The sequence below is a fragment of the Flavobacterium pedocola genome (assembly GCF_053764385.1).
Genome location: NZ_JBSNCR010000004.1, coordinates 424419 through 439071, shown reverse-complemented (window position 1 = coordinate 439071; position 14653 = coordinate 424419). Strand labels below are relative to the sequence as shown.

Annotated in this window: 14 protein-coding genes; 5 read left to right on the top strand and 9 right to left on the bottom strand. The window is 39.4% G+C overall.

The features are described from left to right. Window positions 1-21 precede the first annotated feature (21 nt). The 3 genes from ACWPKD_RS11965 to ACWPKD_RS11955 form a co-directional block, all read right to left on the bottom strand. On the bottom strand, window positions 22-1530 hold the full coding sequence (locus ACWPKD_RS11965; RefSeq protein WP_455412908.1) for a malate:quinone oxidoreductase: 1509 nt from the start codon (window positions 1528-1530) through the stop codon (window positions 22-24). 107 nt (window positions 1531-1637) lie between these two features. Next, window positions 1638-2054, bottom strand: a complete 417-nt coding sequence (gene ruvX, locus ACWPKD_RS11960; protein ID WP_455412907.1) for a Holliday junction resolvase RuvX — start codon at window positions 2052-2054, stop codon at window positions 1638-1640. A gap of 127 nt (window positions 2055-2181) precedes the next feature. Continuing rightward, window positions 2182-2919 (bottom strand): class I SAM-dependent methyltransferase, encoded by a 738-nt coding sequence (locus ACWPKD_RS11955; RefSeq protein ID WP_455412906.1) that lies wholly within the window; start codon window positions 2917-2919, stop codon window positions 2182-2184. Between the two features lie 293 nt (window positions 2920-3212). Here ACWPKD_RS11955 and ACWPKD_RS11950 point away from each other — a divergent pair, with 293 nt between their 5' ends. Together ACWPKD_RS11950 and ACWPKD_RS11945 are read left to right on the top strand one after the other, a co-directional pair. After that, on the top strand, window positions 3213-4028 hold the full coding sequence (locus ACWPKD_RS11950; protein WP_455412905.1) for a 2,3,4,5-tetrahydropyridine-2,6-dicarboxylate N-succinyltransferase: 816 nt from the start codon (window positions 3213-3215) through the stop codon (window positions 4026-4028). Window positions 4029-4046: 18 nt separating this feature from the next. Next, window positions 4047-5102: a glycosyltransferase family 9 protein gene (locus ACWPKD_RS11945; protein ID WP_455412904.1), complete on the top strand. Its 1056-nt coding sequence runs from the start codon at window positions 4047-4049 to the stop codon at window positions 5100-5102. Between the two features lie 14 nt (window positions 5103-5116). Here the strand turns inward: ACWPKD_RS11945 and ACWPKD_RS11940 are convergent, their stop codons facing one another. Further along, complete coding sequence (locus tag ACWPKD_RS11940) at window positions 5117-5929, bottom strand: glycosyltransferase family 2 protein (RefSeq protein WP_455412903.1); 813 nt, start codon at window positions 5927-5929, stop codon at window positions 5117-5119. Window positions 5930-6094: 165 nt separating this feature from the next. Here ACWPKD_RS11940 and ACWPKD_RS11935 point away from each other — a divergent pair, with 165 nt between their 5' ends. Next, window positions 6095-6859: a glycosyltransferase family 2 protein gene (locus ACWPKD_RS11935; protein WP_455412902.1), complete on the top strand. Its 765-nt coding sequence runs from the start codon at window positions 6095-6097 to the stop codon at window positions 6857-6859. On the opposite strand, the gene ACWPKD_RS11930 is transcribed toward ACWPKD_RS11935, so the two are convergent. After that, on the bottom strand, window positions 6820-7602 hold the full coding sequence (locus ACWPKD_RS11930; RefSeq protein WP_455412901.1) for a lipopolysaccharide kinase InaA family protein: 783 nt from the start codon (window positions 7600-7602) through the stop codon (window positions 6820-6822). The genes ACWPKD_RS11935 and ACWPKD_RS11930 overlap by 40 nt on opposite strands. A gap of 92 nt (window positions 7603-7694) precedes the next feature. On the opposite strand from ACWPKD_RS11930, the gene ACWPKD_RS11925 reads away from it, so the two are divergent. Then, window positions 7695-9539, top strand: a complete 1845-nt coding sequence (locus ACWPKD_RS11925; protein ID WP_455412900.1) for a DUF3413 domain-containing protein — start codon at window positions 7695-7697, stop codon at window positions 9537-9539. A 9-nt stretch (window positions 9540-9548) separates the two neighbouring features. Here the strand turns inward: ACWPKD_RS11925 and ACWPKD_RS11920 are convergent, their stop codons facing one another. Continuing rightward, window positions 9549-10313: a lipopolysaccharide kinase InaA family protein gene (locus ACWPKD_RS11920; RefSeq protein WP_455412899.1), complete on the bottom strand. Its 765-nt coding sequence runs from the start codon at window positions 10311-10313 to the stop codon at window positions 9549-9551. A gap of 73 nt (window positions 10314-10386) precedes the next feature. Here ACWPKD_RS11920 and ACWPKD_RS11915 point away from each other — a divergent pair, with 73 nt between their 5' ends. Continuing rightward, window positions 10387-11238 (top strand): glycosyltransferase, encoded by an 852-nt coding sequence (locus tag ACWPKD_RS11915; protein WP_455412898.1) that lies wholly within the window; start codon window positions 10387-10389, stop codon window positions 11236-11238. 14 nt (window positions 11239-11252) lie between these two features. On the opposite strand, the gene ACWPKD_RS11910 is transcribed toward ACWPKD_RS11915, so the two are convergent. The 3 genes from ACWPKD_RS11910 to ACWPKD_RS11900 are packed head-to-tail and all read right to left on the bottom strand — an operon-like array spanning window position 11253 to window position 14633. Beyond that, window positions 11253-12116 carry a hypothetical protein gene (locus ACWPKD_RS11910; RefSeq protein ID WP_455412897.1) on the bottom strand — a complete coding sequence of 288 codons (864 nt, stop codon included), beginning with the start codon at window positions 12114-12116 and terminating at the stop codon, window positions 11253-11255. Between the two features lie 11 nt (window positions 12117-12127). Then, entirely contained in the window at window positions 12128-13600 is a 1473-nt protein-coding gene (locus tag ACWPKD_RS11905; RefSeq protein WP_455412896.1) for a capsular polysaccharide export protein, LipB/KpsS family, read from the bottom strand. Between the two features lie 28 nt (window positions 13601-13628). Next, the gene (locus ACWPKD_RS11900; protein ID WP_455412895.1) at window positions 13629-14633 is read right to left on the bottom strand and encodes a phytanoyl-CoA dioxygenase family protein; all 1005 of its coding nucleotides are present in this window, start codon (window positions 14631-14633) and stop codon (window positions 13629-13631) included. Window positions 14634-14653: the final 20 nt, after the last annotated feature.

Sequence of the window (14653 nt, the reverse complement as noted above, 5' to 3'; positions counted from 1 at the left end):
TTTTTATAGTTTCAACTGAACTTAGGCTTTCGCTAAATCTCTCAGTTTTAATATCGTTCCGGTTTTCAGACGGATTTCGTCTGCCAACTCAGGGTTTTCGTTTAACGACTGCCCGTATGACGGGATCATTTCTTTAAGTTTTGCCTGCCATTCCGGATTTGTCAATTCATATTTAAAACAGCGGTTGATCAAATCCAGCATAATGGAAACCGCCGTTGAAGCTCCCGGTGATGCTCCTAAAAGCACCGCTAGTGAACCGTCTTCACAATTCACCACTTCGGTTCCGAATTCCAATACCCCTTTTCCGTTTTTGTCTTTTTTGATCACCTGAACACGCTGTCCGGCATTCTCTAACGTCCAGTCTTCGGGTTTGGCATCCGGCAAATATTCTCTTAAGGCTTTCATTCTGTCTTCAGACGATTGGAAAACCTGTTCAATTAAGTATTTCGTCAACGGAATATTATTGATTCCGGCAGACAACATCGGTTTGATATTATCCAACTGAATGGATTTCGCCAAATCGAAGTACGAACCATTCTTTAAGAATTTAGTTGAAAATCCGGCATACGGCCCAAACAACAAGGCTTTTTTACCGTCAATCATACGGGTATCGATGTGCGGAACCGACATTGGCGGTGCACCAACAGCCGCTTTTCCGTAAACCTTAACCTGGTGTTTTGCAATTAGTGCTTCATTTGTACATTTCAGCCATTGTCCGCTAACCGGGAAACCGCCGTAGCCTTCTCCTTCCGGAATATTTGCTTTTTCCAGCAACAATAACGAACCACCTCCCGCACCGATGAAAACGAATTTGGTTTTCACACGTTTCTTACCGCCGGTTTCTAAATCCTTAACTTTTACACGCCAGGTGCCGTCTTCATATTTGCGAAGTTTTTTTACTTCATGATTAAAATGCATTGTAACACCCTCTTGTGTTTCCAGATATTTGAAAATGCTTCGGGTTAACGATCCGAAATTCACATCGGTTCCGTATTTCATGGTAGTAGCCGCTACTTTTTTAGCACCTTTTCTGCCTTCCATGATCAGTGGTGCCCATTCCTGGATTTTGGCTGGATCTTCAGTATATTCCATGTCTTTGAACAAATGGAACTGCTGCAAAGCATCGTAGCGTTTTTTAAGGTACTTGGTATTTTTATCGCCCCATACAAAACTCATGTGGGGTACGTGTTTGATAAAGGTTTCAGGGTTTTTCAACAATCCTTTCTCTACCAGATACGACCAGAACTGACGGGAAACTTCAAAGGCTTCCACGATTTTTACAGCTTTTGTCGTGTCAATGGTACCGTCTGCTTTTTCGGGAGTGTAGTTAAGCTCACAAAATGCAGCGTGCCCTGTTCCTGCATTGTTCCAGGCATCGGAACTTTCCGCAGCGGCCACATCCAGACGTTCAAATATTTCGATTTTTAAATTCGGTTGTAGTTCTTTCAGAAGTAATCCTAAGGTAGCACTCATGATGCCGGCACCAATCAATACTACATCTGCTTCTGATTTTTGTGTTGTTGTTGTCATTGCAATGTATTTGAGGTTACAAATTTACGGCTTACAATGCAAAGTTTATCTTAATTTTCAAGGGTTTACAGCCTCTGAAAGCATTTTTAAGGAATCATAAAAAATTTTTAAAACATTTTTCGGGATAGATAATCCTGCAGCATAATCGTTGCAGAAATCTCATCAATTAAGGCTTTATTCTGACGTTGTTTCTTTTTGAGCCCGCTGTCGATCATGGTCTGAAAAGCCATTTTGGAAGTAAAACGTTCGTCGACACGTTCCAGGGCCATCTCCGGAAAGGTCTGTTTGAATTTCACCACGAAAGCCTCAATGATGGGCGCACTTTCCGAGGGCTCCCCGTTCATTTGTTTGGGTTCCCCGATAAGCACTTTCCCGACTTTCTCTTTGCTGAAATAATCGGTTAAAAAAGTCAGGACGGTTTCAGAAGGAATCGTGGTTAAACCCGAAGCAATAATCTGCATTTCATCGGTAATGGCAATTCCGGTGCGTTTCAGTCCGTAGTCTATGGCGAGGATTCTTGGCATTGTTTATTTTTTTTGTAAAGATAGGTTATTTGATGACTTAGTTATCTGTTTATCTTGTTAATGAAGCTACGACTGCGACTGCGACTGTGACTGTGACTGCGACTGTGACTGTGACTGCGACTGAAAACTATTGCATCTTCTTCCCCATCCTCAAAAACATCGGAAAACTCACTCTTTTATCCCCTTTTTCCCAGGAAAGTCTTAATTCGTCTTTTACAATGCCTACCGGATTCTGATTGTTCTCCTTGATGAAATTCATAGTAGCCGACCAGGTTTGCAGGTAACCCATAAGCTGTTCAAATGACCAGGTGTATTCCCTTGAAAATCTTTTATTGACAAGTTCCTCCAACGGAAAGGGAATGGTTTGATACGCATCGGTTAAATACTGGCGTTCCGGATTCCAGTAGGTTCCCAGTATGTCTTCGTATAAGTGCCACAAAATCTTATCGGAATCGGGATTGGTGGAAAAAAAACCATAGCCCAATACGGCAAAGATTCCGTCCGGTTTTAAAATCCTGTAGACTTCCTTGTAAAAAGCATCAAAATCAAACCAGTGAATGGCTTGTGCCACGGTAATCAAATCGAATTGTTCGTTGTCGAAATCCGTATGCTCGGCTGTCATTTTTTTGTAACTGACATTCGGTACCACAATCGCCTGACTCAATTGCTTATCGCTGATATCTGTTGCGCAAACCTTTTGAAAATAAGGAGCCAATTCCACAGCTACCTGACCGTTCCCGGTAGCAACATCGAGTGCCATTTCTTTATTATTAACCAAGGAAAGTATCTCCTGAAGCATCGCTTCGGGATAATTGGGACGAAATTTGGAATAATCCACCAACTGAACGGAAAAATGGTCTTTCATATTACTGCAATTTGCTACAAGATACGACATTTAACGGTATTATAAAACCATCCTTACCACGTTCTGACCTTAACAAAGCCTCCAAAAACCCCAATAGTCTATTCCTCATAGCCCCGATGGGAGCGGTCCCGATTATTCATCGAGATTAAGCGGACAGCGGGAACATGGACTCCAAAAACGCCTGAACCCTTCGCTCCTAATCCAACAAAAAAAGTGAAATTCACTATTTCTCATAACTTATAACTCATAACTTATAACTCAAAATCCTTTATCTTTGCTCAAAATCAAATTTTATGAACGCATTACAAACCATTATCGAACAAGCCTGGGAAAACCGTGCTTTGTTACAGGAAGAAACGACAACAAAAGCCATTAGAGAAGTTATTGAACTTTTAGATTCAGGAAAATTACGTGTTGCCGAACCTATTGAAGGCGGCTGGCAGGTAAACGAATGGGTAAAGAAGGCCGTGGTGATGTACTTCCCTATTCAGAAAATGGAAACCTTGGAAGCGGGAATTTTTGAATACCACGACAAAATGCCTTTAAAACGCAATTATGCTGAAAAAGGAATCCGTGTGGTACCGAATGCGGTGGCACGTCACGGCGCTTACATTTCAAGTGGTGTGATTTTGATGCCGAGTTATGTTAACATTGGAGCTTACGTAGATGAAGGAACGATGGTGGACACTTGGGCAACTGTTGGAAGCTGCGCTCAGATTGGTAAAAACGTTCACTTAAGCGGCGGTGTTGGAATCGGTGGGGTTTTGGAACCGTTACAGGCTGCTCCGGTAATTATTGAAGACGGTGCGTTCATCGGATCCCGTTGTATCGTGGTGGAAGGTGTTCGCGTAGAAACTGAAGCGGTTTTAGGTGCCAATGTTTGTTTGACAGCTTCGACTAAAATCATTGATGTAACCGGTGATACTCCGGTAGAAATGAAAGGTGTGGTTCCTGCCCGTTCAGTTGTAATTCCTGGTAGTTATACCAAAAAATTCGCGGCTGGAGAATATCAGGTACCTTGTGCTTTGATCATCGGAAAACGCAAACCGTCTACAGATTTAAAAACGTCTTTGAACAACGCGTTACGCGAATACGACGTAGCGGTTTAATCTTGTAAAAAATAGTCGATGAAGGTATTAGTCATTCAACAAAAGATGATCGGTGATGTTTTGGCCAGCACAGCTATCTGTGAAGCTATAAAAACCAGCCACCCGGACTGGGAAGTGCATTACATGATCCATTCCGGCACCCGACCGGTTGTTGACCATAATCCGTTCATTGATAAAATAGTGGTGTTTGACCCTCCTAAAAAGAATGCGTTAAAGGAACTCATCCGATTCGGCAAAGAGCTAAAAAAAGAAAAGTACGATGCCGTTATCGATGTGTATGCCAAATGGGAAAGCATCATCCCTTCCTTCCTGTCCGGAGCGAAAATCAGGATCAGCAACCGCAAATGGTATACCCGATTGGTTTACACCAACACTATTGTCCCTAAAAAAAATATCGAAGGTTCAGCCATTGCACATCGTCTGCAATTGGCTGAAACTTTGCTGCTTACCGAAAGTCCGGTAGCTTTCCCAAAAATATATCTTACCAAAGAAGAGATTCTTACCGCGAAAAGCAATATGAATGCGCGTCTGAACACTTCATTGCCTGTTTTCATGATCAGTGTTTTAGGAAGTGGCAAAACCAAGAGCCTCCCGCCAATGCAGATGGCTGAAACGTTAGATATAATAGCCGAAGAAAACAACAACATCCAGTTGCTCTTTAACTTCATGCCAAATCAGGAAGAAGAAGCCAAAGAAATTTACAACCTGTGCAAACCGGAAACCCAGCAAAAAATCATTTTTGATTTTTACACCAAAGGCTTGCGTACCTTTTTGGCGGTACTCTCCCAATGTGATGCCATGATCGGTAACGAAGGTGGTGCCGTAAATATGGCAAAGGCATTAAATATTCCGACGTTTACTATCTTTTCCCCATGGATCAATAAATCATCCTGGAACATGCTCAATGACAACGAAACCCATGTCGCAGTCCATCTGAATGATTATTATCCGGAAATCTACAACAGGAAACACGCTAAAAAATTCAAGAAGCAGGCTTTGGAATTATACAAAAAGCTTAGCCCGGATTTATACAAAACCGAGTTGGTAAAATTTCTGAAGCAAATCAGCAAATAAATTACGTTGTTAAACTAATTGGAATCGATTCCGATAAGTGTTCGGACCACTTTGTTTTTACGGGTGTTTTCCCGAATGGCAAAATTCTTTTTCCAGGTTTCCTCATTCACATACCCTCGGGCATGATCCAAATGCACACAAATGGCACTGTAACGGATTTGCTTCGACTTAAGCCCTTTATTGAACAAACGCTCACCAAGTTCTCTGTCCTGCCCGCCATACTGCATTTCCTGATTGAAACCGTTAATGGCCACAAGATCTTTTTTCCATCCGGAAGCGTTATGCCCGTTCCAGGAAGCATTGGTTGGGGTTAAGCGATTCAGTACTTCCGATACCAAACCGGAAACCGTAAGTTTCATGTTTTTATAACTGGATTTTAACCCGTTGTGTCTTAGCCACTTTAAATCGAAACAGTTTTGCTTCAGTATGTCTTCTTTTGAAATGAGATGAGAGATATCCATCGGAAGTTTAAAATAGCCGCCGGAAAGAAAATAACCTTCTTGGCGGTTTTTCAGATGCACCCCAACAAAATCCTTTCTGGGAATGCAGTCGCCGTCCGTGAAAATCAGATAATCTGAGCTGGAAGCCACAATCGCTTTGTTTAAAATCTGTGATTTCTGAAAACCGTTGTCTTCATGCCAGACATGGACAATCGGAATTTCAATTTCCTTACGAAGTCTCTCGAGAAGCTGTCTGGTTTCGTCTCTGGAACCGTCATCCGCTATTACAATTTCAAAATCCTTTTCGGTCTGTGCACTAAATCCCCAAAGCACTTTTTCAAGCCAGGCTTCGGCGTTGTAGGTACTCATTATAACGGATGCTTTCATTTATCTAAGACGAATTTTAACTCCAAAAATACCTTTTTTTTCTTTGTCGTGCAAGGTGTTGCCGAAATCTAAAAATATTTAGAAAAACTTAACAATAATTGCGGATAATCACATCAATTATTCTATTTTTGTTTTTCACCAAAAGTTGAAACGAGATTTAATTGAATGAACCGATCTTTTGAAAATAAAATTAGCGGGCTTGTAATTACACTTAACGAAGAAAAAAACATCCAGTCTATTATTGACAACCTTAATTTTGTTGACGAGATTATAATTGTTGATTCATTAAGCACAGATAAAACCGGTGAAATCGCCAAAGCCAACCCTCATGTAAGGTTTATCGAGAACAAATTCGAGAATTTTTCGGCACAGCGCAACTTTGCTTTGAACCTGGCTTCATTCCCCTGGATACTTTTCCTGGATGCCGATGAAAGGATCCCGGACAACCTTAAGAATGAAATCATCACTACGGTCAACCAAAAAGACACCAAAGACGCTTACTTTTTTTACCGAAAATTCATGTTTGACAAAGCACCGCTATTTTTCAGCGGATGGCAGACCGATAAAAACATCCGTTTATTCAAGAAAGGCAAAGCAAGTTACATTCCCGGAAGGCTTGTACATGAAAAATTAAAGGTAAAAGGTTCTGTAGGGAAACTGAAGAGCAAACTGATTCATTATTCCTATAATGATTTTGACTCCTATAAGGCTAAGATGACCAGTTACGGAAAACTTAAAGCCTTAGAGCTTTTTGCGAAAAAAATCAAACCTAATTTTTTTCATTATTACATCAAACCGGCTTATAAATTCCTGCACAGTTATGTAATCCGTTTGGGGATTCTTGACGGTAAAAAAGGGTTTATTATAAGCTATCTGAACGCTTACAGTATTTATATACGCTTTAAAGAGCTGAACAAGCTGTACAAATAATTGCTTTTCATTTTTTCCTTTCTGCTGACTTTTCGCTTAAACTCGGAGGTACAACGCCATAATTCCTCAAATACCGTGGCATAGTCTAGCCCGTAAAGCTTAGCATACTCATCGCTGATAACTTCCACCATTTCTTTTTTGGGTGTAAGATGGCTCAGATTCCGCATTCGTACTTTAAAATCAAGTGTATCTCGGAATCGCATCCTGTTTAAATCCACAAGATAAAAATCGTATTGGCTTGAGCTGTTTTTTTTGATGAGCGTATTTCCCGGGGAATGGTCTAAAAACTCAACACCCTTTTCATGAAGTTCAAACGAAAAACGGGTGAATTGCCTTAAAATAAATTCGTGGTCCTCATAATCAGGACATTCCACCAACTCCCTGAAAGTCAGGTCGTAATAAAAATGTTCACTTACATAAAAGCTTTCCGCCAATCCCAAGAAATCAAATTTCTCACAATAAGCTATCGGAACGGGAGTTTTGATTCCCTTTTCCAACAGAAAACAGGCAAATTCAAAGGAGCGCCTTGCCTTGGATTTACGAAAATAACTATAGATAAGCTTATTGAAAAAGAAAGGTTTTTTAAACGATTTAACGTTGATTTTCAAATCGTTAACCTGAAAAAGCTTGATTTTATTCCGCTTGCCGTCTCCAAACAATTCCCCGGAACTCCCAAAATTATCTATACATTTCAGAATTTCGTTTCTTATTTCGGGTTTTTTGGGATCGACAATGAAATTCATTAACCAAATTTTGGCAAAATAAATGCTTTTTTTTCTAAATAACTAATTAGATTTGCGCAGAATTAAAATAACTAATTATTAACGGTTTAATAATGAAAAAACAAGGAAATATTTTTATAAAAGAAACCTATTTGGTCTTCCTTTTTAATCTGCTTGTGATTTTGTTCATCGCAAAAAGATACATCGATTTCCTTGAAAATACAGATGGTTTTTTCACCAAGGTCTATTTAGTCTTTAATACCTACAGCCATTTCTTCCTTATCGGACTTATCCCTCTATTGTTGAGCAGTTTAGCTTACTATTTGAGTAAGTCCCAACTTTTGGGAAAGATCCTGAACATATTGTTTTCCTCAGTAATATTGATTTTTTTAAAAGTCGATACTATCGTATTCAGCCAATTCCGCTACCATTTGTCTCCGATTGTATTCAAATTGGTGTTCGGAAAAAAATCCGGTGATATCTTCCAGTTTTCCTGGTACAATGTTCTGGCTGCGGTTCTTTTTGTTGCCTTTATTATAGGGTTACAATTTTTGTTCTTTTATCTGGCCAAGAAAGTACTGAACAAAGAGTTCAAACTAAGACCCAAATTGGTTTTTACAAGCTTTTTCATTACATTGTTATTTAGTCATTTCGCCTTTGCCTGGTCCAGTCCGAACCAATATAGACCGGTTACGCAATTTAGGAATATTTTTCCGGTATACTATCCTCTGACAGCCGATACCGTTCTGGAAAACCTTAATTTAGTTGACAAAAACTCACCTCTTGGAAGTCAGGATTTCAGCAGTGAAAACACAAACAGCACGGTTCTATATCCTTTAAAACCGATTACTTCTGCTCCTATTCAGGACAAGAAAAATGTTTTGTTCATTGTAATCGATTCGTGGCAATACAAATACTTCAACCAAAGCATTACTCCGAATATTTCTGAATTTTCGAAAAAATGCCAGGTATTCAACAACCATATTAGCGGTTCCAACATGACAACCGGTGGTATTTTCTCCATTTTTTACGGCATTCCGGCAACCTATTTCGATTCGTTTACCGGACAGGAAATCGCACCCGTAATGATGAATGAGTTCCAAAAGCAAAACTATGCGCTTAACATTTATGCCAGTTCTACTTTGGAAAACCCGCCTTTCAATAAAAATATTTTTGCCAAAGTGCCGAATTTAAGACTTTCTTCCAAAGGGGAAACACCGGCAGAACGCGACATCAACATCACCAACGAATGGATGGCGAACCTTGATAAAAACGCAAAAGAGCCGTTTTTCGGGTTCCTTTTCTTCGATTCTGCCCACGGGTTTGATCATCCTGAAAAGTACAACTCGCCGTTTAAACCGGAACTTGACGAAGTGAATTATCTGGATCTTGACGATGATTACGAACCGACGCAACTTATCAACAGATACAAAAATTCTTTGCATTTTACCGATGCTTTAATCGGAAAAGTGATCAAACAACTGGAAGAAAAAAATCTTCTGGACAACACGCTTATTGTGATTACAAGCGATCACGGCCAGGAGTTCAATGAAAACAAAAAAGGTTATTGGCAGCACGGCGGAAACTTCACCCACTATCAGCTCCATGTCCCTATGTTGGTTTTTGACCCTTCAAAAGCGGCTAAAACCTACAACCACAAAACAGTGCATTACGATATTTCTGCAACGGTTCTTACCGATGTTTTAAAGGTTAAAAACAATTTTGCGGATTACAGTTTTGGAAGAAGCCTTTACAAAACCGATTTGCGAAACTATTTCATTTGTGGCTACAACCAAAAGTATGCTGTTGTTGAAAACGACAAAATTACGACGGTACAGCCTCCGGGTGTTTTTGAAGTTACCGACCTTAAACTGAAACCCTTAGACAGCAAAGACGTAAACTATGAATCGGTTACGACTGCCTTAAACGAAATGAACAAGTTCTATCTAAAAAAATAATCCATACGGTTATTTCTTCCAGAATTTCAGCTTTTTCTTGAATTCCCTTTTTTGGTTGAAGTTGTCCCAGAGTCTTTCGGATTCCTTTTGAAGTGCCGCACTGAAAGAGGCTTCCGGTACGGAATACAGTTTAGCATATTCGTTGCCCAAAATAGTATTCATATGCGGATCAACCGTTAATCTGGCCAGGTTCTTAATACGGATAGCCATAGGAATATTGGTATGGAAACGCATCCGGTTCAAATCTACCAGGTAAAAAGCATATTGATTTTCGCCTAGCTTCTTAAAAAGAGTATTTCCGGCCGTATTATCCATGAATTCAATACCTTCGTTATGGATTTTGAAGTAAAATGCCGCCGATTGTTTAATAATTTCGTCACGATTGGGAAAATCGGGTTCAAATTTCAGGGTTTGAAACATGCCGTCCACATCCTGCTGCAAAGAAAAATAGTAACTTTTTCTTAAGCCGAAAGCGGATTTCTCCTGATAATATGCAAAAGGCTCCGGAGTCCCTATCCCTTTAGACAACAACAGGTTGGCATATTCAAACGATCGTTGCGCTTTGGATTTCCGGAAGAAACCGTAAACAATCCCATTAAAGAAATTCGGTGTTTTGAAACACTTCACGTTAACCTTGAAGGTAGCTACTTCAAAGGCTTTGATGGCATTCCTTTTACCATACCCCACCTGCTCTCCGGAAGTTGCAAAATCATTTAAAATACGATCAAACTCCGCTTCAAGATGCTTGTATTCAGGATTGAAAACTTTTTCCATTAAATTACTCCAATTACAACCGCAAAAGTAAGTTATTTTATCTATTTCGCTTATTTTTACAAAAAAATTACCCATGTTTTATCACTACTTAATCACGCGTTTTAATCTTAAGAACCCGGAATGGGACGTAACCAAAAACAACGAAACACTTTTGGACACCGCCTGGATGGACGAACGCATGAATTTGTTTGAAACCTATTGTTTGCCTTCGGTAACCGGCCAGACAAACAAAAATTTCGAATGGTTACTTTTTTTTGATTCCTCTACAAGTGAGCAGTATCGCAACAGGATTGTGGAAATCACTAAAGACCACAAAAACATAAAGTTGTTCTTTATTGATGGGATGCCGAAATTCAGCAGTAGTATTTTAGATTATATTGCGAAAAACGCAAGTGACAAAGAATACCTGATTACCTCAAGGATTGACAATGATGACTGCATCCACAAAAATTATATTGATGCCATCCAGAAAATGTTCAACAGACAGGAATTTTTAGCGATTGACATTATAAACGGTTACACCCTGCAAGTGGAACCAAATTTTATATTAGGTAAAAAAGACCATATTTTCAACCCGTTCATCAGTTTGATCGAGCGAAATGAAAACCCGAAGACCGTTTGGCATTATAGCCATAATATGTGGAAGAAAGAGCCCCGTATTGTTCACACCACCGGTAAAAGACTGTGGCTTTCCATCATTCACGGCAAAAATAAAGTCAATGAATTTGACGGTTACGGAAATATCAACTGGAACGATCTCAACGCTGATTTTATTATCAGACAGGATGTGAGCGACACCATCAAAGCTACGCAATTGCCTTTCAGCAAATGGTGGTTCCTAAGCTTGAGAAATTATCTGTATGTAAGAAGGGTTCTTCTGAGCAAACAGCTTAAAAAAGCAATAGGGCTCTACAAAACAAAGTAAAGCCCTATCGTATTTTATTTGAAAAGAAATTTGAACCATTGTCCGAAATTCTTGAAGAAGAGATACGATTTCCCCAGTTTCAACTTTTTCGATGCATTGGTATATTGCTTGACTTCTTCAATGTTTTTGGTCGGAAAGTATTCAAGGGTTTTCCATCTGTCCGGTTCGATGTAATAGAAATCCTGATAGTCCTTATAATTGGTTTCATCCACTTTCAGCCATTTATCCAGAAAGCTTTCGTTCACGTGGGTGTTGTGGCTCCAGTTTTTCAACTTAAAGCGGAGTTCTTCTTCCGAACGTGAAACGGATTCATGCAGTACTAAACTGTCCAGGTAAATTACACGTTCGTTTGTTCTACGGAATGCTTTATAATTCGGATAATTTGTCGCGAAAATCGATTTCATCGGCTTATCCACATACAATATCCCGTTTTCGGTATACTTGTAGATGATCAGCCAAAAGGCCGCAATTTGGATTTTATTTTTCTCCGGATTGTCCAGATAATGATCGTATTTTCTCAGTTGTTTCACAAAGCTTTCAAAATCGATAAAATACTCGTCACTGTCAACCTGTATCAACCAGTTTCCAATACCCATCTTATCGGAAAGCATTTTTCTTTCCCGCGTGTCCATTTGCGTGGTAGTCAGTTCCGGCACATGGAAATTGTCGTAGTAAAGCTCTATTTTGTTCTCGGTGTCAAATGCTTTCAACCAGGTAAAAAAGGAAGGATCCACGTCAAATTTATTTCCGGACCAGGTCATGGAATTCTCGTCAATGGCGATGAAAATCCTGTCTGAATACTTATAAACAGGCGGAATTGCCAGCTTTAACAGTTCATAGTCGTATGACAAAAGAAAGCCTACGTGAATTTTTTTCATTTGTATTTAAATTAGAATTTAAACATTCTTTTAATTTTTCTCAAAAAGAAATTACCCTTAACTGCTTTACCCCGATAAATACCTTTATTGAAGCCCAGCGCCTTGTAGTAATGGTAATCAAGACCAAAGGTTTCGTTCCAATGTCCGTATTTTATTGGTTCGATAGGATTAATCTCAGGGAAAACATAATCGTTATCCGTTAAAATCTTCAGTAAATCGTCATGGTCTTTAGGCGTTACGAAGCAATTAAGATTCTCATAGGCCGCTTTACCCAGCAACACCACTTTTTTGTTCGCAAACGCAGCTTCCACCCCAACAGTTGAACCAAAAACGATGATGATATCACTGGAATTGATTAGCGCATAGGTATCTACTTTATCTTCCGCAGCAATAATCTCAACGGAAGGAATAGTGGCAATCTCATCATTTAAAAAGCGTATCTGGGTATTATCCATATTCCTTAGATTAGGATGCACTCTCAAATACAGTTTTATATCGGGAAACTTTTGTAAATCCTCACAAATTCGTTTAATCCCTTCGTTATCATTATGATAAAAATACGGACCAAATCCTTCAAGCCCTTCGTATTCGTCAAGCGAAGAATTAAAAATAGTGATTACTTTTTTGCCGTTCAGCTCTTTAAAACTTGCCGGCAATCTTCCTTCCTGCTGTTCTTTGGTAAACGAAAACCAGGCATCTTCAACACCTTTTATTTTGTTGGTAAAGAAATTTGTCCCGATTTCCTGTTTGTTTTCAGCTCCGTTTTGCCATAATTCCTCCATTTCCTCGCTTATGGTTTCAATCGAATGCGGAATAGAGTTCAAACGGAACAGATAAGTATTCAGTTTACCGCCTTTTTCATGCGTGGCATAATCAATTTTCATTTTCTGACATACGCGCAAAAGCGGCCTGTTTTCAATAAACCTTCCGTTAAAAAACACTACCAGATCCGGCTTTACCTGTTCCACAACCTGGGTAAAAACATCATACAGATAAGCCCCGGTTACCAAACCGCGCTGTACAAAATTTTCATATCGGGTCAGGTCCGGCTCATGATCACGGATATAGGATACCAGGGAAGAAACCGTTGCCAAACCTAAATCATAATCTTTGTAGTGATAGGCTTTAAGTTCTTTTACGGAATCAAACTTCAAGTCGTCAAAAAGTTTCTTTTTCTTGAAATCCTCGACATCAGCAAATTGCTTATACTCAAGTACATGAAGGTTTCCTGAATTTTCGCCTTGCTTCTTTACCATTTTAATCCCTTGGGAAACGCGGGAATGACAAACCTTGCAATGCATTTTTTTATGCAGCGGATTGTAATAACAGTTCTGGAAATCGCCTTCACACTTAATCCAGTACACGGTATTGTTTTGCTCCAACAAACGCTCGACTATTTCCATTTCCGTCTCCAAATGGGGCGACGTATGATTAGAGGTTTGTACTAAAACCGTAGCGTTTTTTATATCTATGAATTTACTCATTTACTTTTTACTGATTACAGAATTCTTATTAGCTTATATTGCTGTAAGTATGGGAATATTTTTTGGCCTGATCCAGGTATTTTTCTTCAATGATATTCCAGTTTGTAGCTTCAGATTCCTGACCAAACAGACTGTTACTGAACTGAATCTGGAACAATAAGCGTTTGCCTTTCAACAATTCCTTTCCTTTATGGAAACCTCTCGTGTCGACGGCGATTATACTCCCCTTCTTCCCTGTAATCTCAATAAGATTCTCACTTCCGTATACTTTTTCTATTTCCTGGTCCTCAAACCTGCCATCCCGGTTAATTTGTTTAGGCAAATCGAGATGGGATCCTTTTACATAACAATGCGGCCCGGTATCCGCATCTACATCAGTGATGTAAAAAAAGAATTTCAGAAACTTAATTCGGTCTAAATCAAAATGATACATTTGCGCCGCACCATTTTTTCCCACTCCGTTGAAAGGGGCGCTCCACCAAAAAGCCACTAAATCCAAAATCGGTTTACACCCTAAATACTCCTGGGCAAATTTTAACAGCGAGTAATCAAAAGTCAGTTCCTGTAAGGTGCTGCATTTTAAAATTTCTTCATTGGTAAACTGATACCTCGGAGAAATAGGCTCATTTTCATTAAAAACGACTTTATCTTTGGAGTATTCCTGCAAATTATTAGACGTATTCATGTACGACACCGGCGTAACGGTGGCATAGTCTAAAATCGACTGAATCTGTTTTTCATCCAGGCAATCGTTAAAAACATAAAAACCTTCTTTTCTGAACTGGTTTAGTATTGTCCCGTCTATATTTTTCAAGATGCCTGCCTCCGGAATCGAATCGTATTTTCCGTTCTTTTCTGCAATTTCTTTGGATAGCATGTCGTTGCTCTTTCCTTTGGTAAGAACGAACATTTTACGGAAAGCTTTATACCCTTTCTGGCTGAACTTTTGCGTTTGTAAAAACATATCGTATTCCTTTCTGAACACGCTGCCATACTTAAACTTCTTGTATACCAAAGAAATACTTTCAATCATACTCTGAAAATTACAGGTTT